We start from the raw sequence: 19,730 nt of genomic DNA on the forward strand, positions 1-19,730 counted from the left end.
GGACGACAGGTCGCGGCTGCGAACCGCCTTGACCAGCATGGGCAGCACGCTGCCGGCGAAGATGGTCGTCGAGACCATTCCCGCGAGCAGTGGCAGCGTGGTGTGCATGCCTTCGACGGTAGGTGCGCGGGTCGCGAGACCTCATCGGTGCGTCGCCCCATCTCGTGTGACGAGGCCGTGGGTCGATCTACCCAGCGTCGTGGGCCGACCGCGTCGCCGGAGCGCCGTGAGCGGTGCGCGGTGACCGGTGGCGGTCTCAGGCCAGCTCGTGCTCGAACGCGTAGGCCGCAGCAGCGGTCCGAGTGGTCACGTCGAGCTTGGTGTAGATGTTGCTCAGGTGCCTGGCCACGGTCTTGTGGCTGAGCACCAGCTCGGCGGCGATCTCGGCGTTGCTGCGACCCGAGGCGAGCAGCCGCAGCACCTGCGCCTCGCGCTCGGTGAGCCCACCGGGCAGCTGCGAGGGCGCCAGCAGCCGGCGCACCGACTCCGCGTCGGGCCCTGCCCCCAGACCGGTCAGCGTCGACAGCGCGGCCCGGAGCTCGCGGGTCGCGGACTCGGCGTCGCCGAGCTCGGCGAGGCACCGGCCGAGCTGCCCCTGGGTGCGGGCGACCCGGTAGGGGCAGCCCAGCTGCGACCACCCGCTGCGGGCCGCCCGCAGGTGGGGCAGCGCACCCGCGGGGTCGCCCACGGCGAGACGCAGCAAGCCGACTGCGTCCCGCGACTCCGCCGTGACAGCCGCGCAGCCGAAGCCCTGCGCGATCGCTGCCAGCTCCGTGGCGCACTCGAGGGCACGGTCGACCTCGCCCACCGCGAGCAGCACCTGCACCGCGGCCGGCAACAACCTCGCCCTCCCGACCGGCCCCTCCGTCTCGGCGAGCAGGCGCACCACCGCAGCGTGCGCCACCTCCTGGCGGCCCTGGGCCAACCACAGCAGCGCCAGCCCGGGCTGCGGCTCGAAGCCGAAGGTGCCGGCCTCGGTGTAGGCGGCGTCAGCGGCGGCATACTCCCCCTGCAGTCGCAGCACGTCGCCGCGCTCGGCGAGCGCCAACCCGCTCGCCTCGGTCGCCTCGGCACGCACGTAGCGCTGCAGGGCCAGCTCGAGCTCCTCCAGGGCTTCGGTCCAGGCCCCGCGCAGCGCCATGATCTGGCCACGGTGCACGGCGCACTGGCCGGCCCACGGCACGAGCCCGGGCTGGCGGTCGCACCACAGGGTGAGCGCATCGGTCCACTCCGCGGCCCGCCCGAAGTCCGACACCTCCTGGCAGCCCTCGATCATCAGGCAGTAGATGTCACCCGCCCACACCGGCGACACCTCACCCGACGCCACCCCGGTCATCGCCTCGTCGAACAGCACCAGCCCCTGCGGCACCGCGCCCGACATGAGCGTGAGCCGACCCTGCGCGGACAGCCCCAGCGCGATGAGGTCGGCATCGCCGAACCGGCGCCCGACGGCGGTCGTCTCCTGCGCGCAGGCCAGCGCCTGCGGCCACTCGTGCTGCTCGATGTGGCGGTGCATCTGGAGGTTGGCCAGGTAGCCGCGCTCCACCACGTCACCCGCCTCGGCGAGGAGGCCCTGCGCCCGCATCGCCCACCCGCCGCCGACCGACAGCTCCCCCGCCCGCGCGTGCACCATCGCCAGCCACAGGGCCGAGTGGGCCGCTGCCGCTGAGTCGCCCGCGTCCAGGTGCGTCTTGAACGCCCGCTGCAGCGCGGCGACGCAGTCCCCGCGGCGCCCGAGCAGGTAGGCCGTGTAGGCCAGCCGGGTCTGGTCGGCAGCGTCGAGCGCCTCGGGTTCGACGTCGGACCAGGTCTGGAACGCGGCGACCCAGTCGCCGCGCTCGTAGGTCTCCCGCGCCCGGACCAGCTCATCCACGACGCCCATCGCGGTACCTCCACCTCGGAGGATACGCGCGACGGGTCGACCGCGGATCAGCCTGTCGGACGACGCCGGGGCCCGGTTTCCTCAGCCGCCCGCGTCAGCGACTCGGTGCAGCCGGGCCCGGTTTCGTCAGCCGCCCGCGTCAGCGAGGCGGTGCAGCCGCGCCGCGAGCAGGACCAGGCACGGGAACGTGACGCCGACGATGACCACGCGCTGGGCCAGTCCGGCATACGGGTGCAAGGCCGCCCCGTCGGGGATCGCCAGCCTTCCCATCACCACGAACCCGGCGAAGGCGAGCAACCCGGCGACCAGCGCGTAGGCCGGGAGCCGGCCCCACCGGGCGTCCCCAGCCAAGCTGCGCGACAGTGCGAGCAGTGCCAGCCCGGAGCTGAGGAAGAAGGTCACCCCGGCCACGAAGTGCAGGCCGGGATCGTAGGCAACACCCTGCGCGTCCTGCTCCAGCGGAAAGACCGCGGCGAGAAACAGCCCGGCACTGGACAGTCCGAGGAGCGCGGGGCCGGACCGGCCGAGCCGGCGCCCGGACACCTCGCGCGCCATGCCCACCGCGAAGGCGGCCATGAGCAACCCGAAGACCACGAAGTTGGCCTGCTGGACCCAGCCCTGCGGTCCTGCTTCCAGGTTGCTGACCGGCTCGGCGACCCAGTCGTAGGTGTCGCGCCGGAGCCATTGCTGGGCCACGAAGGTGGCAGTGAACAGGATCGGGCCGGTCATGCCGGCCCGGGCCAGCCAGCGCAGGGACCCGTTGCTGAGGGCCGTCGACGTGGGGGCCAGCGCCGTGGTGCTCGTGGTGTTCATCGCACGCCCCCACTCACGCAGCGGCCCGCGCGGGCCGCAGCCCTCGAGACGACCGTGCCGCGATCTCCTGGGCGACGAAGGCCGCGTCCGCTCCCACGCCGCCGATGAGCATCGAGCGGAACGAGCTCTGCATCGACAGCCCGCAGAAGTACAGACCGGGCGCGTCCGGCACCACACCCCGCAGCTCGCGCGGCCAGCCGTCCTCGCCGATCACGCCCGGGACGTCGATCCAGCCGAAGTCCTGGGTGAACCCGGTCGCCCACACCACGGTCGCCACGTCCAGGACCCGGCCGCTGGCGAGCACCGGACGGCCACCCTCGACGCCGGTCACGCGCTCCTCCACGCGTTCCACGCCGCGCCCTTCGAGGTCGGCCACCTTGACCCTCAGAGCCGGCCCACCGTGGAACCGGATCTCCTGCATCTCCTTGCGCCCCACCGGGGTTCGCCGGTTGATGACGTGGCCCCAGACGAACCACAGCACCGGCATGGCCATCCGGAACCGACGCGAGCCGTGCGGCACCGGGATCTCCCCGTGCCCCATGCCGGCGAGGATCGTCGGGTGGTCGGGCGCCACCTCGTAGGCGACGTCGAAGCCGGAGTGCGAGGCGCCGACGACGAGCACGGGTCCGTCCGGCAGCTGCGACGGACGTCGGTACGCGCTGGAGTGCAGCTGGAGGATCCCCGGGTCGAGCTCGCCGGCGAAGTCGGGCACGTGCGGCTTGCGCCCGAAGGTGCCCGTGGCGACGACGACGTGGTCGGCCAGGTAGTCGCCGCGGTCGGTCTCGACGCGGAACCCGCCGGTCGACGCCGCAGCCAGCCGGCTCACCCGAGTCTCCAGTCGCACCGGCAGGGCGAACTCGCGCGAGTAGGTCTCCAGGTAGTCGGCCACCTCGTCCTTGCCCGGGAAGTGCCACGGGTCTGCGGGGAAGGCCATGCCGGGCAGCGAGTCGTGCTTCGCGGGACTGTAGAGCCGCAGCGAGTCCCACTGGTGCCGCCACCCGTCGCCCACGCGGGCGCCGGCGTCGAGGACCAGGCAGTCGTGCCCCGACTGCTTCAGCTGGTATGCCGTGGCGAGCCCAGCCTGCCCGGCGCCGATCACGATGGTTTCGAGGTGAGTGTTCATGCCTCGACGCTAGGAACCGGGGCGGGTTGCCCGCGTCGGCCGAACCGCCCATCCCTGCGGCGGGCGGGATGGGCAGATCGACCCACGGCACATGGGCAGTCGCTGCCGATGTCCGGGGTGCACCGGCGTTCCTAGCGTTCTGGCATCAGCCAACTGCACTGACACCAGTGCGCACACGCAGAGGAGCACGACATGCCCAGACCAGCTGAGCGAAGAAGCGTCATGAGGGCCGCCGCCGCCGCGGTGGCTCTGGGAGCCACGGCCCTCCTCCCGGCCGTGGGCACGGTCGCGGCGGCGTCCGCCCTCACGCCTGACCAGGGCTCGGTGACCCACCGGACCTCGGTGTCTCACCAGACCTCGGCTGCGGTGGGGGACGACCACGCGAGCCACAGCCACGGCCACGCTCAGTTCCGCGGCCTGTCCGCCGCCCGAGCCGCCACCGCGCAGTTCCACGGCGTGGGCACCGCCGAGGCCGCCGGCTACTCCCGCCTGCCCGCGCCCGCGCCCTTGCATGAGTGCATCGACGCGGACGTCGACCTCGACGACCAGGACGACAAACCGGCGATGGGCATCCACTGGGTCAACGGCGGGCTGCTCGACGGCACCGTCGACGTCCGCAAGCCCGAGGTGCTGGTCTACGAGCCGAAGCGCAACGGGCAGCTCGAGCTGGTCGCACTCGAGTACGTCGTCTTCGAGGCCGACTGGGGTACCCACGGCACCCGCCCGGCACCGCAGCTGTTCGGCCAGGAGTTCATGTACGTCGCGGCGCCGAACCGCTACGACCTGTCCGCGTTCTACGCCCTGCACGCCTGGGTCTGGAAGAACAACCCCGACGGGGTGCTGGCGGCGATGAACCCGTGGGCCACCTGCCGCTACGCCGCGAAGGTCGGCTAGCGCCGACTCGGCACTTCTGGCCACCTTTGCTGGGTGCGAGCCCCGTTCCGGGGGTCCCCTGCCACACCGGTGGCCAGAAGTCGGGGAGGGTCGTGGTCGGGTCAGCGCTTGGTGACGACCTCGTAGTCGATGAAGGTGGCCAGCGGGGACTGCCGGACGCCCTTCGGCATGAGCTCGATGTCGTGGTCGAAGCCCTCGAACAGGAGCTTGCCACGGCCGAGGATCACCGGCGCCACGATGATGCTGAGCTCATCCACCAGGCCGGCAGCGAGGGCCTGGCGGATGACGTCCGCTCCCCCGCTCAGACTGACGTCCTTGTCGCCGGCGGCGGCCTTGGCCCGCTCGATGGCCTCCTCCACTCCGTCGACGAAGATGAAGGCGTCGCCTTCGGGCTGCTCCTCCGGACGGTGCGTGACGATGAAGGTCGGGACGCCCCAGGGGTTCTGGTCGCCCCAGTGCCCCGCCGCCTCGTACATGTTCCGGCCGGCCACGGAGGCACCGAGCCGTGCGAAGGCGGCGTCCAGGTACTCCTTCTCGACCCCGCCCAGACCGTCGCCCGGTGCTCCTGCAGGCTCGGCGTCGTAGGACCACGGCCCGCCGAACACCCAGTAGTGCAGCCGCTCGCCGCCCTCCCCGAGCCCCTTGCCGGGGCCGTCGTCGGGCCCGGTGACGTAGCCGTCCACCGAGGTCGTGATGCTCGCGCACACCTTGGTCATGTCTGCCTCCTGCTGTCGTGGGACGTGGTGTCGCCGTCAGGTGCTGTCAGCCGTACCGACCCACGCGACCGCCCGAACTCATCGGTGCCCTTCGCACCGGGCCTTCAGACCGGCCGCCTCGGTCGCGAGGTAGCGGTCGGTCAGCCCCCGGTAGAACCGCCCCATCAACGACCCGAGCCAGCCCGCCTGCTCGACGGACAGCCGCACCCGGGAGCCGCCGCCGGAGAGCGCCTCGATGGTGTGCCGAGCGGTGGTCAGCACGCCCGGACCGGTGGCCACCCACGTGAACGACCGCCCCGGCTCGAGCTCGGTGACGACGTACTCGGTCTCCGGGACCTTCGGCTGGTTGATCTTGGCCCGCGACCCGGGGCGCAGCGGACCATCGTCGAGCCGGCGCACCCAGGTGACCGTGTCGGTCCAGTCCGACCAGCGCTCGACGTCGACCATCACCTCCCAGACGCGCTCGGGCGGTGCGGCGATCTCGATGGTCGTGCTCTGCTCCATCACCCCATGGTCGCGCACCTGTCGGCGGTCTTCGAGAGGATGGCGCCATGGACTCCTCCCGCGTCCTCGCCCAGCGCCTCGCCACGCAGCGGCTGTCGTCGGCGCCCGCCGCCAAGGCGGCCGACGTCGTGCGGCTGCTCACCTGCGTCCAGAGCCAGGAGCGCGACCACGCCTTCTTCTCGCTCGGCCTGCGCTCGCGCAAGGGCACGTATGCCGCGGTGCAGCGTGAGTTCGACTCCGGCGCCTTCCTGCGCACGCACATCCTGCGGCCGACGTGGCACTTCGTCGCGCCCGAGGACCTGCGGTGGATCCTCGAGCTGACCTCGCCGAGAGTGCTGTCGAGCATGGCCGCGCGGCACCGACAGCTCGGGCTCGACGACCCGCGGCGCATCTCCGACGGCCTCGACCTGCTGTGCAAGCTGTTGCAGGACAAGATCTTTCGCACCCGCCCCGAGCTCAACGACGAGTTCACCAACCGTCGGTCGCCCATCAAGCCGGGCGAGCAGCTCGGCCACCTGCTGCTCGTCGCCGAGCTGCAGGGCCTGATCTGCTCGGGGCCGATGAAGGGCGTGCACCACTCCTACGCCCTCGTCGACGAGGTCGTGCCGCCCACTCCCCCGCGCACCCGTGAGGAGGCCATGGTCGAGCTGGTCCGGCGCTACGTCGCCGGGCACGGCCCGACCACCATCAAGGACTTCACCCGCTGGGCGACCCTGACCATCAGCGACACCAAGGCGGCGCTGGCCGAGATCGGCGACGACCTGGAGGAGGTCGAGGTCGACGGTCTCCCGCACTGGTTCGATCCCACCCAGGTGCGCCGGCGCAGCCCGGCCGCCCCCGCGGCATACCTCTTCCCCACCTATGACGAGGTGGTGCTGAGCTATCCGCAGGTGAACTTCCCGTCGCTGCCCGACCATCCGTACGCCGAGCACAACGACCCGTTCTGGGCCTGGGTCGTGCTCGACTCGGTCAACGTCGGCCTGTGGAAGCGGACCGTGCGCCCCGACGTGGTCGAGGTGGAGGTGCGGCTGGCTCCGGGGGTCACCAAGGACGGCCGCACACAGGTACGCGTGGCAGCCCAGCGGCTCGCGCACTTCCTGGGGCGCGACCTCTCCTACGTCGAGAACGAAGGCACCCCGCACCTGTGGGGCGGTGAGCTGGGGCACCCGGCCCGGCGACCGCGCAGGGCGGACCGCTGAGCCGACCAGGTCGGACAACCACCGCTCCAGCCGCCTAGCCCGTTCGGCCGATGCGGTCCGGCCCTCCTGAGCACGAGCCGTCGAATTACACCGGCGGTGTTCTCCGGGCAAATGGGACAAGACGATCCGAGGTAGGGCACCCTGTCCAAGGCCCCGACCGGGCCCCTTGGCGCCGAGCACCATCCGGCACCCCCGCCCGGTCCCCCCTACCCCCGGGAAGTCATGCGACGTCACCTCCGCCGCGCTGCCGCACGCCTCGCCGCGCTCGCCCTCACCGCCAGCGCAGCAGTCGCCTTCACCGGCACCGTGGCAGCGCCGGCGCACGCCGAGACGATGGTCCGGGAGTGCAAGGCGTCGAACGTCTCGTGCATCGCCTTCTCCGGGTACGCCGGGAAGCCGATCTGGGGCTACCCGGTCAGCACCTCGGGCAACAACTGCGTCAACTACGTGGCCTACCGACTCTCCCGCAACGGCGTCGCGCAGCAGAGCGCGATGGGCAACGGCGGCAGCTGGGCGGCCAACGCCACCAAGCGGGGCTTCAGGGTCGACAAGACCGCCACCGTGGGCTCGGTGGCCCAGTGGGGCTACGGCAGCGCCTACGCCCCCAGCTACGGCCACGTCGGCTACGTGGAGGAGGTGACGTCCGCCTACATCGTCATCTCCGACTCGTCCTACGGCGGCGGCTACTCCTCGCGCTGGCGGGTGCCCCGTGGTGACCGCAACTGGCCCACGAACTTCATCCACTTCAAGGACAAGGCCTACCAGCCCCCGCCCTCGGGCAGCTTCATCAAGGTGCGCGAGACCTCGCAGGCCTTCCGCCTCGTTGGCAAGGCCCCGGTCTACGTCTCCACCTGGGCGGCCTTCGGCGGCACCCAGCCGACCTACCTGGTCTCCAGCACCTCGCTGGCCACGCTGCCGGTGCGACCGGCCGAGGGCACCTTCATCAAGGGCGCCCAGCGCAAGGAGGCCTACCGCATCGCCGGTGGCGCTCCGGTCATCGTGACCTCGTGGGCGGTCTTCGGCGGCACCAAGCCGACCGTCGTGGTCGACCAGAACGCGATCGACAAGGCCGGCACCGGCGGGGTGTGGAACCACCTCAACGCGGTGCCCGCCGACGGGACCTTTATCAAGACCGGACAGCGGCTCGAGGCCTACCGGATGAGCGGCGGGGCGCCGATCGCGATCAGCTCCTGGGCCAACGTCGGCGGCTACCGGACGCCCATCTACGTCGACCAGCTGGCGGTCGACCAGGCCGGGTCAGGCGTGAAGTTCAACCATCTGCGCTTCCACCCCAAGGACGGCACCCTCATCAAGGCGCTGCCGGGGACGGCGTCCTACAAGGTCACCGCCGGGGTGCCGATCCGGACCACCACGACGGCCTCGGCCGTGGGCGTCGACCAGGTCGCCATTGCGAAGGCCGGCGACACCTCGGCGATCCGCTGGACGCACCTGGCCAAGGCCAACTGACAACGTCGGACCTACCGACTGGTCAGCGACCTCAGCCAACCCGCGGGATGAGCAGCGTCTGACCCGCGTGGATGTCGCTACCGGTGAGGTCGTTCGCGATCTGGAGCTGGGCCACGGCCTCGGCCATCGGCAACTGCGGGAGCTGCTGCGTGGCGATCTCCGAGAGCGTCTGGCCCGTGCCCACCGTGGTGGAGTGGTCGATGACGGTGGCCGAGGCGCCGCCGGAGAACAGCGCGACCGCCAGGGCGACCGCCGCCACGACGACGGTGAGGGTGAGCGCCAACCGACCGGCCCGGGTGATCCGCAGCGGCGCGGCCGGCACCTCGGGCACGGCCGTCCCGGTGGGCAGGGAGACCAGCTGCGGGCGAGCCGGGCGAACGGGGACCCGCACTGGTGCGGGGGCGACGTCCCACGCGACTGCTGCACTCATCTGGTCCTCCATCGGGGCGGTGAGCCGGGGGCTCGTGGTTGCGTCCATCGAACGGGTGTGCGAAGAACTGCCTGGGTGATTTCTAGCACGCATGTTCGAACCAATCAAGACACGCGTCGAACACATGTTTGGCACAGACGTTCGAAGGCCATACGCTGTGTTCATGCCCCAAGCACACCAGAGGCCACTGACAACGCTTCCTGAACAGCAGGCGCACCTGTCACAGATCACCTCTGGCCCGCCCGGCGCACGACACCTGACCTGCACCAGCACGTGGACAAGCACCAGCACCCGGCACTGCTCAAGTGAGGAAGCGGCATGAGCGACGACAACGTCAAGGAACTGCCCGACCGCGATCGCGGCGACGGACTCACCGTCCGGCAGCGGCGGGTGCTCGAGGTGATCCGCAACTCGGTCGACCGGCGTGGCTACCCGCCGAGCCTGCGCGAGATCGGCGAGGCCGTGGGGCTCACCTCCCCCAGCTCGGTGGCCCACCAGCTCTCCACGCTCGAGCGCAAAGGCTTCCTGCGTCGCGACCCCAACCGGCCGCGCGCCATCGAGGTCGTCTCGCCCGACTCGCCCGCTGACATGCGCGGCTACCGCGGCGGCGCCAGCGTCGAGGACGAGACCGCCACCTACGACGAGACCGGGGTCAACGACCAGCGGCCCGAGGCGTCCTACGTCCCGGTGCTCGGTCGGATCGCCGCCGGGGTGCCGATCCTGGCCGAGGAGACCGTCGAGGACGTCTTCCCGCTCCCCCGCCAGATCGTGGGCGAGGGCCAGCTCTTCCTGCTCCAGGTCGTCGGCGACTCGATGATCGAGGCCGCGATCTGCGACGGCGACTGGGTCGTCGTGCGGCAGCAGCCCAGCGCCGACAACGGCGACATCGTGGCCGCGATGCTCGACAACGAGGCCACGGTCAAGACCTTCAAGCGCAAAGACGGCAAGGTGTGGCTGATGCCGCACAATGCCGCGTTCGACCCCATCGACGGAGACCACGCCACCATCCTCGGCAAGGTCACCGCGGTGCTGCGCCGCATCTGACCTCGACCCTTAGGCGCGCGCCATACGGCAGTTGCGTCGTCAACCCGGCAGCTGTTGTTGCGGGTCAGGCGACGCAACTGCCGTTGTGCGTGTGGGGGCCGGTCAGTCGCCCAGCGCGTCGAGCAGGTGGGTGACCTTGGTCGCGAACCGCTCGCCACCGTCCCCGTCGGCCCACAGCTCCCAGAGCTCGTTGTCGTCGGACTTCAGCGCGCGGTGCAGGGCCTGCGTCGCGAGCTCCTCGAGCCGCTCGTCGACCTCGATCGGGTCCTCGTCGATCCAGCGCGGCACGTTCCGCTCCCCGATCACGGCCTCGAAGTCGTCGCAGGCTGCCACCACCGCCGCCGCCGCCACGGCCTCCGACATGGTGGGCGCCTCGATGTAGCCGGAGGCGCGGACCACCCGGGCGAGGGCGGTCTCCACCTTGCGGCGGCGCACGTCCTGCTCCGACTCCTCGAGCTCGTCGAGGAAGTCCAGTGCGTCGTCGTTCTCGAACGGCCCAGCTCCGATGGCGCCCATCTCGAAACCTCCACAGCCTGCAACTACGGGTTCGCTTCCGAGAGTGCCGCGCGCGGGCGCGACACGCCAGCCCTAATCCGTCGGGCTCATCCGTTGGTACCACGCGGTGTCGACGTAACGACCGAACTTGTGCCCCACCTCCCGCAGGACCCCCACCCGTTCGAAGCCGGCCGCCAGGTGCAACGCCACGCTCGCGTCGTTGGGGAGGGCGACCACGGCCACCTGGGTGTGCACGCCCGGTGCGGCGTCGAGCCGCGCCAGCAACGCGGCATACAGGGTGCGGCCGAGGCCCCGACCGCGTGCGGTCTCGGCGAGGTAGACCGAGACCTCCTTGGTGCCCGCGTAGGCGGGGCGCGGGCGGAAGGGTCCGGAGAAGGCGTAGCCGAGGAGCTCGTCCTGCGCCGTGCAGGCGACCAGGACCACGTTGCCCTCGTCGGCGGCGACGAGCTTCTCGCCCAGGTATGCCGCGCCGCGCGGCTCGGTGTCGAAGGTCGCCAGCGAGGTGCGCACCTGGTCGTCGTAGACGGCCGCCATCGCCGGCAGGTCGGCAGGGGTGGCGTCGCGGACCACGATCGTCGGGTCTCCCGCGGGGACGATGCTGCTCATATCGGCGATGCTAGGGGGATGAGCGACGGGCACCAGCACTCCGACAGGCACGGCGCGACCGGTGGAGGGGACCTGCCCGACCCCGACCGCGGCACCCCCACGACCCGTCAAGCGCTGTGGGACGAGCGGTATGCCGCGCACGAGCACGTCTGGAGCGCGACCCCCAACGCCGAGGTCGAGCGGATCGTGGGTGGGTGGCCGCCGGGCCGGGCGCTCGACCTCGGGGCCGGCGAGGGTCGCCACTCCGTGTGGCTCGCCTCGCTCGGCTGGCGGGTGACGGCTGTCGACTTTTCCTCGGTCGGGCTGACGAAGGGCGAGAAGGAGGCGTCGCGCCTGGGCCACCGGATCGACTGGGTCGTCGCGGACGCCCGGTCGTGGCACCCCGCGCCGCAGGTCCTCTACGACCTGGTGCTGGTCTCCTACCTGCACCTGCCGTCCGACGTCGTGTCGCGCACCCGCAGCTGGCTGGCGCCCGGTGGTGCGCTGGTCGTGGTCGGGCACGGCCTGCGCAACCTCACGGAGGGCGTCGGTGGCCCGTCCGACCCCGCACTCCTGCACTCCCCCGAGCAGCTGCGCGCGGCCGCGGGCGACCTGGCCATCGAGCGCTGCGAGGAGTACCTGCGCCCGACCGAGCACGGCGACGCGATCGACGTGGTTCTGGTCGCCCGACGGCCGACCTGACCGTCGCCTACCGGTCAGCGGCTGGGAGGTCACGCGGTCCCGCGGTCCCGCGGTCACGAGGTCACGAGGCGCGGATCTACGCCAGGTGCGGGAGGGCTGCCGCGAGCCACGGCCCTACCGTGGAACGCAGGGTCGTCCTCGAGGAGGGATCCATGCACCTGCGATCGTCATCCTCAGCGGCGGCGGTGGCGGCAGCCCTCGCGCTCTGCTCGTGCAGCGGTGGGGCTACTCCGACCGGGGCGAGTGTCGATCACTCGGGGACGACGGCCACCACCTTGGCGACCGGCGCCCCTTCCGGCGTGGACGCGGACCACCCCGAGGGGGTCATCGCCCTGGGCCACTCGGGAATGACCGGCTTCCAGTCCGATCCCGAACACCCCGGTGAGAACGTCGTCGACAACTCGTGGGCCACGGGCAGCAACCCCGAGGTCAACAGCGTCTACGAGAGGCTGGTCGCGGTCCGTCCCAAGACGCAGGGCCTGGTGGCCAACGTATCGCGCAACGGGGAGAAGGCCGACGGGCTGGAGTTCCAGGTGCCAGCCGCGCTGGCCATCGTCCCGACACCTTCGCTGGCGCTCATCATGATCATGGACAACGACATCCGGTGCGACGGAACCGATCCCGCACACCTCCCGGAGTTCCGGACGCAGGTCAGGTCTGCCGTCCAGTCCATCGTCGAGGCCTCCCCCAAGGTGACGGTCGTGCTGGCGACCGGAGCCGGTCGCCCAGCCGACTACGCCAAGGCGATGGCCACCCTCCCCACCACGCCGGTGGACCTCGTGGGGCACGAGCCGTGCGCGATGTTCTCGGCCAACAAGAAGATCAACACTGCTGAGGTGAAGCGGCTGACGTCGATCATGGAGGCGTACGAGGCGGAGCTCGGCCGGGCCTGTGCGGGGATTCCCCAGTGCCACACCGACGGCGGCGCCCTGGCCCGCCACCACGCCGAACGGCTGGAGGAGCTGGGCAACGACCTCGGTCACCCCTCCGTGCTCGGGCACCGGGAGTGGGCGGCGGCGATCTGGCCGGCGGTGGCCAAGGCCATGGGCCTGGGCTGAGCCGGGCCTGGGACGGTCGCCCAGGCTAGGCGGCCACGCGGTCGAGCAGGGCGGCGAGGGTCGGGCCAAGGGGCGCGTCGACCTGCACCGAGGCCTGCTCGTCACCCCTCGTGGGCCCGCGGGTGATGATCGCGACGGGGATGTCGAGCGCAGCGGCTCGGCGGACGAAGCGGTAGCCGCTCATGACCTTGAGGCTCGATCCCAGCACGACGAGGGCACGGGCCTCCTCGGTGAGCCGGAAACACTTCTCCACCAACGGTTTCGGCACCGACTCCCCGAAGAACACGACATCGGGCTTGAGGGTGTCGTGACCGCAGACGAGGCACAGCGGCGTGCGGAACGCGTCGACATCGAGCTCGTTGAGGACGATGTCGCCGTCCGGCCTGATCTCGTCGCTGGTCACGGTGAAGGTCGGGTTGGCTTCGCGCATCCGGTCGTCGAGGTCCCACCGAGAAGAGCGGTCGCCGCAGGTCAGGCAGACCACCCGGGCGAGGGAGCCGTGCAGCTCCTCGACGTCGATGGCACCGGCCTGCTGGTGGAGGCCGTCGACGTTCTGGGTGATGACGGGTCCGACCAGCCCGCAGCGCTGGAGGCGGGCCACCGCCTCGTGCCCGGAGTTCGGTTTGGCCAGGTTGAACCGCTGCCACCCGACGTAGCTGCGGGCCCAGTAGCGCTGGCGCGCCTGCGACGACCCGAGGAACTCGGCGTACTGCATGGGCGTGACCCGACGGGTGCCGTCCGGGCCCCGGTAGTCGGGGATGCCCGAGTCGGTAGAGATGCCCGCACCGGTGAGGACGAGCACGTCGCCGCGCTCGAGGAGCGCCGCGACGGCGTCCAGCTGGGTGCTCGCGGCGGCGGTCGTGGTCACGGGGAAAGGGTACGTCGAGCTGTCGCGGAGGTCAGGACCGACCGAGCAGCCGGCGCTTGGCCGAGTCGACGAGCGCGGCCGACGCCACCGCGGGGTCGGCGACGTCGTCGTGGGGTGGGGCCGCCGGGGCGTCCTCGGTGACCAGCTCGGGGCAGTGTGCCCTGACCTGGGCGTCGGCGATGAGGTAGCCGTGGCGCTCCAGGACGTGTTGCTCCTGGCTGCTGAAGACGTCGAGGTCGGTGCGGACCGCGTTGACCAGCTCGGTCGTCCCGCGCGGATAGGACCCGTCGACGACGGTGTCGAGCGCCCACGACGTGCCGTGCAGGGCGCCGCGGGCGTAGCCGGCGTGGAGCCAGCGGCTGCGGACCGACTGGCCGCCGTTGGTGGCGATCCCGAGGATGCGCAGCGTGCGGCCGACGACCGTGCGTTCGGTGCGGGCTCGGAACACCCCACCCCCGTCGCTGACCAGGACGGTGGCGTGGCGCTTCCAGACCGGCTCGAGGCCCAGGTTGTCGTAGACGCCGCCGTCGGTGAGCCGGACGCGGCGCAGGATCGCGGCGCGCTCGTCGTCGGACTCGAGGCCCTTCTTCCCGCCGGTGAGGTGCATGGCCACCCCGTCGAGGACCATCGGGGCGAAGAACGGGGGGAAGGCGCAGGACGCCGCCACGACGTCGGCCAGCCGCAGGTCGGCCGGCGGCGCGGCATACCCGAGGCGGTAGTCGCCGACCCGCCCGTGGGGACGGTGGGCGGTCGCGTCCTCGAAGACCCAGTCGACGCCGTAGCCGATCTCGGTCGCGCAGGTGACCACCGCCGGACCCGCGCCGGCGTTGTCGCGCAACGGCGTCGACCACCAGGTCACTGCGTCGGCCAGCTCATCGGCCAGCGCCCGGATGGCGGCGTCGCGGGCCGTCCAGTTCCACGGCTTGACCTTGGCCAGCAGGGCCGGCGTGCGGATGTTGCGCGAGGTCAGCCTGGCCAGCGGCTCGGCGACGAAGTCCTCGAACCCACCCACGACCCCGCCGCCCAGGGGGAACTCGAGCCTGGGGTCGGCCAGGAGGTTGGCCACGATCGACCCTCCGGAGACCCCGCTCACGGTCGCGAGCCGGGCCAGCACGCCGAGCTCGTTGAGCCGTCGCAGGGCTCCGAGGTGGAACAGGGCGGCCCGGTAGCCCCCACCGGAGAGGCACAGGGCGGTCCCGTGCCGACTCGTCGCCGAGGCGTGGTGACCGTGGTCATCAGCGGCAAGGTCGTCAGCCGCAAGGTCGTCGGGGCCAAGGGTGTCGCCCTCGGTGGCGTGGGTGGTGGAGGTCGGCTCGGGCTTCATCGTGCTCCCGATGAAAGCAGAGGCGGGTGACACCTGCCCGTCGGCGGAGCGGGCGCCTGACCGCCCGGGTCGAGGCCGGATCCATCACGACGCACTCAACAACTAACCATCTGGATAACGAGCAGTTATGCTTCCTCCATGATCGACGCCGCAGGTCTCCGTGTCATGAAGGCCATCTCCGACGAGGGCAGCTTCACCGGTGCCGCCCTCGCGCTGGGCTACTCCCAGCCCGCGATCTCGCAGATGGTCCGGCGCCTCGAGCAGCGCACCGGCACCGTGCTCGTCGAGCGGATCGGTCGCAACGTCCGCCTCACCGAGGCCGGGCAGGTGCTGGCGCGGCACGCCGTCGCCGTGCTGTCCGCCCTGGACGCCGCCGAGGAGGAGGTCGCGGCGATCGCCGGCCTGCGCGCCGGACGGGTGCGGCTGATGGCGTTCCCGTCGAGCTCGGCCACCCTCGTCCCGCGAGCCCTGGCCCTGGTCAAGCAGCGCTTCCCCGACGTGCAGGTCACCTTCACCGAGGCCGAGCCCCCGGAGTCGCTCGCCGCGCTCAAGGCGGGCGAGTGCGACCTGGCCGTCGCGTTCGCCTACGAGGGCACCGACGTGGGTCGCGGGGAAGAGGACATGGACCTGTTCGTCACCCACAAGCTGCTCGACGACGAGGTGCGCCTCGCCCTCCCCCGCTCCCACCCGCTGGCGACCGCGGACATGGTCGAGCTGTCCGCGCTGGCGCAGGAGAACTGGATCGCCGGGTGTCCGCGGTGCCGGGGCCACCTCCTGCAGATGTGCGCGAACGCCGGCTTCTCCCCCCACGTCGGGTTCGAGACCGAGGACTACGTGGCCGTGCTGGGCCTGGTCGCCGAAGGCCTGGGCGTCGCCCTCATCCCCGACCTCATCCTCCGGACCGCCCACCACCACGACGTCGTCACGCTGCCGATCAACCCCGCATCGCGACGGTCCGTCAGCGTCGTCACCACCGCTGACCTCCAGCGCGTGCCGGCCGTCCAGGCCACCATCGACGCGCTCGTCGAGGCCGCGAAGGCCAAGCCCCGCGTCCTCGCCAGCACCTGACCGAGCCACCTCTCGCCTAGCGGCGACGCCACGTGACTCCGACGTCGTCACCGACGGTGACGACGGCCACGTCGCCGCGCTGGTCGGTGCGCAGGACGGCATACCCGTTGCGGCGCAACACCTCCAGCGCCTTGGGTGAGGGATGCCCGTAGTCGTTGTCCTTGCCCACGCTGACCACCGCGAGCGGCGCGCGCACCTCCGCCATCAGGCCCTCGTCGAGGTTCCCCGAGCCGTGGTGCGCCACCTTGACCACGTCGAAGCCGGCCGCCTCGGCCGTCATCGCCGGGTCACGACGCAGCTGGAGCAGAAGGGCGTGGGCCGCCTCGCGTTCGACGTCGCCGAGGAGAAGCAGGTCGACCGGGCCCGAGTGCACCGCCAGCACGACGCTCGCGTTGTTCGGCACCGAGCCGGCGGCGATCCGCCGGGCGGGCCACCAGGCGTCGCCCGTCACCCCGGCCCAGCTCAGGTGGTCACCGGCGACGACGTCGCGGATGGGTATGCCGCGGGACCGGGCCAGGGCCTGCACCTGCGACCACTGGTAGGCAGGTTCGCGGACGGGGGTGGCCAGGATCTCGCGCACCTCGCGTCCGGCCAGGGCGCCCGGCAGGCCATCGACGTGGTCGGCATGGAAGTGACTGAGCACCACTGAGTCGAGCACTCGCACGTGCAGCCGCCGCAGGCAGGCGTTGACCGTCGTCGGGTCGGGGCCGGCGTCGACCAGCACGGCATGGCCCGGCGTCGTCGCCAGCACCAAGGCATCGCCCTGCCCCACGTCGCAGGCCACGAAACGCCAGCCCTCCGGCGGCCAGGTGACGGCGGAGGTGGGAGCAGCTCCGGCCAGGACGAGGACGATCACGCCGGCGGCGAGCACCGGGTGGCCCCTGGCGCGGTGCGCCCACCAACGGCCGCTGAGGAGCAGGAGAAGGGTGACCCCGGTCAGCAGCAGCGCACCGGCCGCACCGTCCGGCCACGGCAGGGTGCCGCCCGGAATGGTCGCGCAGGTGCGGGCCACCTTGGCGATGCCGAGCGTGGGCAGGGCCCCGACCCAACAGAGCAGCCGGGCGCCGAACGGCCAGAGTGGCGCCATGGCCGCCGCGGCCACGCCGGCGATGGTGGCGGGTGCCACGAGTGGCGCGGCGAGCAGGTTGGCCAGGACTCCTACGACCGACACCGAGCCCTGCAGGAGCACGACGACGGGGGCGCACATCGCCTGTGCCGCAACGGGAATCGCGATCGCCGGCCCCCACGACCGGATCCGCCGTGGCAGTCGCCGACCGATCGCCTCACCCCAGGTGCGGGTGAAGAGCAGCAGACCCAGCGTGGCGAGGGTGGACAGCGCGAAGCCGTAGGACCGGCTCAGCCACGGGTCGACCAGGAGCAGCACGACGACCGCGGCGGAGAGGACGGGCAGGCCGGCCGTTCGCCGCGAGCGGCTCAGCCCGATCAGGCCGATGGCGCCCATCGCGGCGGCTCGCACGACGCTCGGCTCCGGGCGGGCGAGGACGACGAAGCCGGCGAGGGCCGTCACTGCGACCCAGGGCCGCCAGGGACGCCGCACCCCGACGAGGGAGGCCCCACCCAGCGCGAACGCCAGGATCACCGCGACGTTGCTGCCCGACACGGCTGACAGATGGGTCATCCCGGTGGCGAGCATGGCGTCGGTCAGGTCGGGCGGGGTGTGGCTCGTGTCGCCGATCACGAGGGCCGGGAGCAAACCCCGGGCATCCGGCGGCAGGGGTGCCGCTGCGTCGCGCAGACCCGCGCGCAGGTGCTCCGCCACCCTGGCGACCGCACCGGGTCGGGACAGCGACCGCGGCTCACCACGGGGGCGCAACGCCGCGACGACGTCGTCACCCGGCTCGGACTCGAGCAGGGTGCCCTTGACCGCGATCCGCTCGTGCCAGTGCACCCGTTGCCAGGTGGCGTCTCCCATGACGAGCACGGGAGTCGCCACGCTGGATCGCCTCCCCCGACCGCTCACCTCGTCGACCCGCAGGACCAGGCGCACGGTGGCACCGTCCAACCGCTGGCCACCGACGACCACGGGGTCCTTGGTCACCACCCCGGTGAGCTCGACCATGGCGTGCTCACGGGCCAGCTCGCGCACCGGCCCGGCCTCTCGCGCGGCCGCATGACCGGCGGTCGAAGCCAGGACGAGGGCGATCGCCGCGAGCGGCAGGGACACCCGCGCCCATCGGAGCACGAGCGCGGCCGTGACGAGGCACGCGGCGGCGAGTCCCACCAGGCCGGCGGGGTGCAGGGCGAGAGTGCCGGCGCTGACCGCCCACGCCGCGAGCGCGGGGACCAGCAGCCTCAGGTCCAGGTCACGCGTGAGGTCCTCGGCGGCACCGGCTGCCGGACGCCGGGTCACACCGTCACCTTGGGCTGCAGCGCGGCGAAGATCTTCTCCCCGATGCCGCTGACCTCGCCCAGCTCGTCGACCGAGGCGAACCGGCCGTGCTCGGTGCGCCAGTCGATGATCCGTTGCGCCAGCACGGGCCCGACCCCGGGCAGCTCCTCGAGCTCGGCGGCCGAGGCAGTGTTGAGGTTCACCCGGCCGGCGACCCCGGAGGCTGAACCCGCGGCTCCGGCTCCGGCTCCGGCTCCCCCGCTGCCGGAGGCACCAGCCCCACCGGCACCCGACCCGGCCGGGCCGGAACCCGCACCAGCGCCTCCCCCTGCAGCGCCGGCGAGGACCTCCCCGGGCTTGGGCACGTGGATCTGCTCTCCGTCGACCAGCGGGCGAGCGAGGTTGATGGCGGCCAGGTCGGCTCCCTTGCCCACGCCGGCCTTGGCCACGACGTCGGCGACCCGCGACCCGACAGGCATCGTGAACACCCCCGGTCGCTTCACCTGTCCGACGACGTGCACGGTCACGGTCCCGACGGCAGGAGGTCCGCCGCCTCCCGACGCAGTGCTCGACGACGCGAAGACACTCCCGCTCGGGTGCTGGTCACCGAGCGCCGATCCGGACACCGAGGGTGGCACGACCTGGGGAGTGCTGGCCGCCTTGGCCCAGGCGACCCGCACCCCGAAGGCCACCGCGGCCACCAGCACCACCAGGAGCAGACCCGCGGCCGCGGCTCGGGGTCCGCTGAGGCGGGCCCCACGCAGCGACGTGGGGATCGTCAGGAACCGCGGCCCCGGCGGAACGGGCCGTCGGTGCCGGCCCGGTCGGGCCGGCTGGGCCGGGCGGCCCGAGCGGTCAGCGCCGTGCGCGGCTCTCGGTTGCTCGACCGCAGCGCGCGCGACCTCCCCGTAACGCCAGTCCCCTCCGGAGCCGCGGGACAGCAGATTTCGTCGCACCGGGTGCGGGGAGCGGACCCGGCTCGCCGCCGCGGGTGTCTCGACCCAGCTGCGCTCGGGCAGCCAGGGCAGCACCTCGCCCACCGGACGGCCGGCGTCGAGCCCAACGGCGCGTCGGTCGGTCGACTCCAACAGGGCCCGGACGCGGGCGGACGGCTCGGACGGTCGGCGACGGGACGGCATACGGGCACGGTAGGAAGCCCAGCCGCACCGCGACAGCGGGCCGTCAGC

The 19,730-nt window shown here is 72.3% G+C and carries 19 protein-coding genes; 7 read left to right on the top strand and 12 right to left on the bottom strand.

From position 1 onward, the window contains the following. Positions 1-256: 256 nt before the first annotated feature. The 3 genes from ASG95_RS13350 to ASG95_RS13360 form a co-directional block, all read right to left on the bottom strand. Positions 257-1,882 (bottom strand): helix-turn-helix transcriptional regulator, encoded by a 1,626-nt coding sequence (locus ASG95_RS13350; RefSeq protein ID WP_057377784.1) that lies wholly within the window; start codon positions 1,880-1,882, stop codon positions 257-259. Positions 1,883-2,008: 126 nt separating this feature from the next. Next, positions 2,009-2,695, bottom strand: a complete 687-nt coding sequence (locus tag ASG95_RS13355) for a DUF998 domain-containing protein (RefSeq protein WP_082592614.1) — start codon at positions 2,693-2,695, stop codon at positions 2,009-2,011. 13 nt (positions 2,696-2,708) lie between these two features. Next, complete coding sequence (locus ASG95_RS13360; RefSeq protein ID WP_057377785.1) at positions 2,709-3,818, bottom strand: NAD(P)/FAD-dependent oxidoreductase; 1,110 nt, start codon at positions 3,816-3,818, stop codon at positions 2,709-2,711. 192 nt (positions 3,819-4,010) lie between these two features. On the opposite strand from ASG95_RS13360, the gene ASG95_RS13365 reads away from it, so the two are divergent. Next, on the top strand, positions 4,011-4,712 hold the full coding sequence (locus ASG95_RS13365; protein WP_157582068.1) for a hypothetical protein: 702 nt from the start codon (positions 4,011-4,013) through the stop codon (positions 4,710-4,712). Between the two features lie 101 nt (positions 4,713-4,813). Here ASG95_RS13365 and ASG95_RS13370 read toward each other — a convergent pair whose 3' ends face one another. Next, positions 4,814-5,428, bottom strand: a complete 615-nt coding sequence (locus ASG95_RS13370) for a dihydrofolate reductase family protein (protein WP_057377787.1) — start codon at positions 5,426-5,428, stop codon at positions 4,814-4,816. A gap of 78 nt (positions 5,429-5,506) precedes the next feature. After that, a complete protein-coding gene (locus ASG95_RS13375) occupies positions 5,507-5,932 on the bottom strand; it encodes an SRPBCC family protein (protein ID WP_057377788.1) in 426 nt (141 codons plus the stop codon). A 47-nt stretch (positions 5,933-5,979) separates the two neighbouring features. On the opposite strand from ASG95_RS13375, the gene ASG95_RS13380 reads away from it, so the two are divergent. Together ASG95_RS13380 and ASG95_RS13385 are read left to right on the top strand one after the other, a co-directional pair. Next, positions 5,980-7,131, top strand: a complete 1,152-nt coding sequence (locus tag ASG95_RS13380) for a winged helix DNA-binding domain-containing protein (RefSeq protein ID WP_057377789.1) — start codon at positions 5,980-5,982, stop codon at positions 7,129-7,131. Between the two features lie 222 nt (positions 7,132-7,353). Continuing rightward, complete coding sequence (locus ASG95_RS13385; RefSeq protein ID WP_057377790.1) at positions 7,354-8,598, top strand: CHAP domain-containing protein; 1,245 nt, start codon at positions 7,354-7,356, stop codon at positions 8,596-8,598. Positions 8,599-8,629: 31 nt separating this feature from the next. Here ASG95_RS13385 and ASG95_RS13390 read toward each other — a convergent pair whose 3' ends face one another. After that, the gene (locus ASG95_RS13390) at positions 8,630-9,076 is read right to left on the bottom strand and encodes a LysM peptidoglycan-binding domain-containing protein (RefSeq protein WP_162259406.1); all 447 of its coding nucleotides are present in this window, start codon (positions 9,074-9,076) and stop codon (positions 8,630-8,632) included. 270 nt (positions 9,077-9,346) lie between these two features. Between ASG95_RS13390 and lexA the strand changes: the two genes are divergently transcribed. Further along, on the top strand, positions 9,347-10,072 hold the full coding sequence (gene lexA, locus ASG95_RS13395; RefSeq protein ID WP_057377792.1) for a transcriptional repressor LexA: 726 nt from the start codon (positions 9,347-9,349) through the stop codon (positions 10,070-10,072). A gap of 102 nt (positions 10,073-10,174) precedes the next feature. Here the strand turns inward: lexA and ASG95_RS13400 are convergent, their stop codons facing one another. After that, positions 10,175-10,588 (bottom strand): DUF4259 domain-containing protein, encoded by a 414-nt coding sequence (locus ASG95_RS13400; RefSeq protein WP_056922687.1) that lies wholly within the window; start codon positions 10,586-10,588, stop codon positions 10,175-10,177. A 72-nt stretch (positions 10,589-10,660) separates the two neighbouring features. After that, complete coding sequence (locus ASG95_RS13405; RefSeq protein WP_235543868.1) at positions 10,661-11,194, bottom strand: GNAT family N-acetyltransferase; 534 nt, start codon at positions 11,192-11,194, stop codon at positions 10,661-10,663. An 18-nt stretch (positions 11,195-11,212) separates the two neighbouring features. Between ASG95_RS13405 and ASG95_RS13410 the strand changes: the two genes are divergently transcribed. Then, positions 11,213-11,875 carry a bifunctional 2-polyprenyl-6-hydroxyphenol methylase/3-demethylubiquinol 3-O-methyltransferase UbiG gene (locus ASG95_RS13410; protein WP_082592615.1) on the top strand — a complete coding sequence of 221 codons (663 nt, stop codon included), beginning with the start codon at positions 11,213-11,215 and terminating at the stop codon, positions 11,873-11,875. Positions 11,876-12,174: 299 nt separating this feature from the next. After that, on the top strand, positions 12,175-12,933 hold the full coding sequence (locus ASG95_RS13415; protein ID WP_057377793.1) for a hypothetical protein: 759 nt from the start codon (positions 12,175-12,177) through the stop codon (positions 12,931-12,933). Positions 12,934-12,958: 25 nt separating this feature from the next. Here the strand turns inward: ASG95_RS13415 and ASG95_RS21390 are convergent, their stop codons facing one another. Continuing rightward, a complete protein-coding gene (locus tag ASG95_RS21390) occupies positions 12,959-13,801 on the bottom strand; it encodes an NAD-dependent protein deacetylase (RefSeq protein WP_057377794.1) in 843 nt (280 codons plus the stop codon). A 31-nt stretch (positions 13,802-13,832) separates the two neighbouring features. After that, a complete protein-coding gene (locus tag ASG95_RS21395; protein WP_157582074.1) occupies positions 13,833-15,125 on the bottom strand; it encodes a patatin-like phospholipase family protein in 1,293 nt (430 codons plus the stop codon). Positions 15,126-15,263: 138 nt separating this feature from the next. Between ASG95_RS21395 and ASG95_RS13430 the strand changes: the two genes are divergently transcribed. Further along, the gene (locus tag ASG95_RS13430; protein WP_057377795.1) at positions 15,264-16,193 is read left to right on the top strand and encodes a LysR family transcriptional regulator; all 930 of its coding nucleotides are present in this window, start codon (positions 15,264-15,266) and stop codon (positions 16,191-16,193) included. A 16-nt stretch (positions 16,194-16,209) separates the two neighbouring features. Here ASG95_RS13430 and ASG95_RS13435 read toward each other — a convergent pair whose 3' ends face one another. Beyond that, the gene (locus ASG95_RS13435; RefSeq protein ID WP_057377796.1) at positions 16,210-18,564 is read right to left on the bottom strand and encodes a ComEC/Rec2 family competence protein; all 2,355 of its coding nucleotides are present in this window, start codon (positions 18,562-18,564) and stop codon (positions 16,210-16,212) included. Then, positions 18,561-19,682, bottom strand: coding sequence for a ComEA family DNA-binding protein (locus ASG95_RS21820; protein ID WP_200961916.1), 1,122 nt, complete (start codon positions 19,680-19,682; stop codon positions 18,561-18,563). The genes ASG95_RS13435 and ASG95_RS21820 overlap by 4 nt, the downstream gene beginning before the upstream one ends. Positions 19,683-19,730: the final 48 nt, after the last annotated feature.

The sequence above is a fragment of the Phycicoccus sp. Soil803 genome, from assembly GCF_001429685.1.
In the GTDB taxonomy this organism is placed as follows: domain Bacteria; phylum Actinomycetota; class Actinomycetes; order Actinomycetales; family Dermatophilaceae; genus Pedococcus.

Excerpts from the sequence above, each read along its gene's own strand:
- ASG95_RS21395 (WP_157582074.1), bottom strand. The coding sequence starts at position 15,125 with ATGAAGCCCGAGCCGACCTCCACCACCCACGCCACCGAGGGCGACACC.
- ASG95_RS13370 (WP_057377787.1), bottom strand. The coding sequence starts at position 5,428 with ATGACCAAGGTGTGCGCGAGCATCACGACCTCGGTGGACGGCTACGTC.
- ASG95_RS13350 (WP_057377784.1), bottom strand. The coding sequence starts at position 1,882 with ATGGGCGTCGTGGATGAGCTGGTCCGGGCGCGGGAGACCTACGAGCGC.
- ASG95_RS13400 (WP_056922687.1), bottom strand. The coding sequence starts at position 10,588 with ATGGGCGCCATCGGAGCTGGGCCGTTCGAGAACGACGACGCACTGGAC.
- ASG95_RS13355 (WP_082592614.1), bottom strand. The coding sequence starts at position 2,695 with ATGAACACCACGAGCACCACGGCGCTGGCCCCCACGTCGACGGCCCTC.
- ASG95_RS13405 (WP_235543868.1), bottom strand. The coding sequence starts at position 11,194 with ATGAGCAGCATCGTCCCCGCGGGAGACCCGACGATCGTGGTCCGCGAC.
- lexA (WP_057377792.1), top strand. The coding sequence starts at position 9,347 with ATGAGCGACGACAACGTCAAGGAACTGCCCGACCGCGATCGCGGCGAC.
- ASG95_RS13365 (WP_157582068.1), top strand. The coding sequence starts at position 4,011 with ATGCCCAGACCAGCTGAGCGAAGAAGCGTCATGAGGGCCGCCGCCGCC.
- ASG95_RS13380 (WP_057377789.1), top strand. The coding sequence starts at position 5,980 with ATGGACTCCTCCCGCGTCCTCGCCCAGCGCCTCGCCACGCAGCGGCTG.
- ASG95_RS13360 (WP_057377785.1), bottom strand. The coding sequence starts at position 3,818 with ATGAACACTCACCTCGAAACCATCGTGATCGGCGCCGGGCAGGCTGGG.
- ASG95_RS13375 (WP_057377788.1), bottom strand. The coding sequence starts at position 5,932 with ATGGAGCAGAGCACGACCATCGAGATCGCCGCACCGCCCGAGCGCGTC.
- ASG95_RS21820 (WP_200961916.1), bottom strand. The coding sequence starts at position 19,682 with ATGCCGTCCCGTCGCCGACCGTCCGAGCCGTCCGCCCGCGTCCGGGCC.
- ASG95_RS13410 (WP_082592615.1), top strand. The coding sequence starts at position 11,213 with ATGAGCGACGGGCACCAGCACTCCGACAGGCACGGCGCGACCGGTGGA.
- ASG95_RS13390 (WP_162259406.1), bottom strand. The coding sequence starts at position 9,076 with ATGGACGCAACCACGAGCCCCCGGCTCACCGCCCCGATGGAGGACCAG.
- ASG95_RS13385 (WP_057377790.1), top strand. The coding sequence starts at position 7,354 with ATGCGACGTCACCTCCGCCGCGCTGCCGCACGCCTCGCCGCGCTCGCC.
- ASG95_RS13430 (WP_057377795.1), top strand. The coding sequence starts at position 15,264 with ATGATCGACGCCGCAGGTCTCCGTGTCATGAAGGCCATCTCCGACGAG.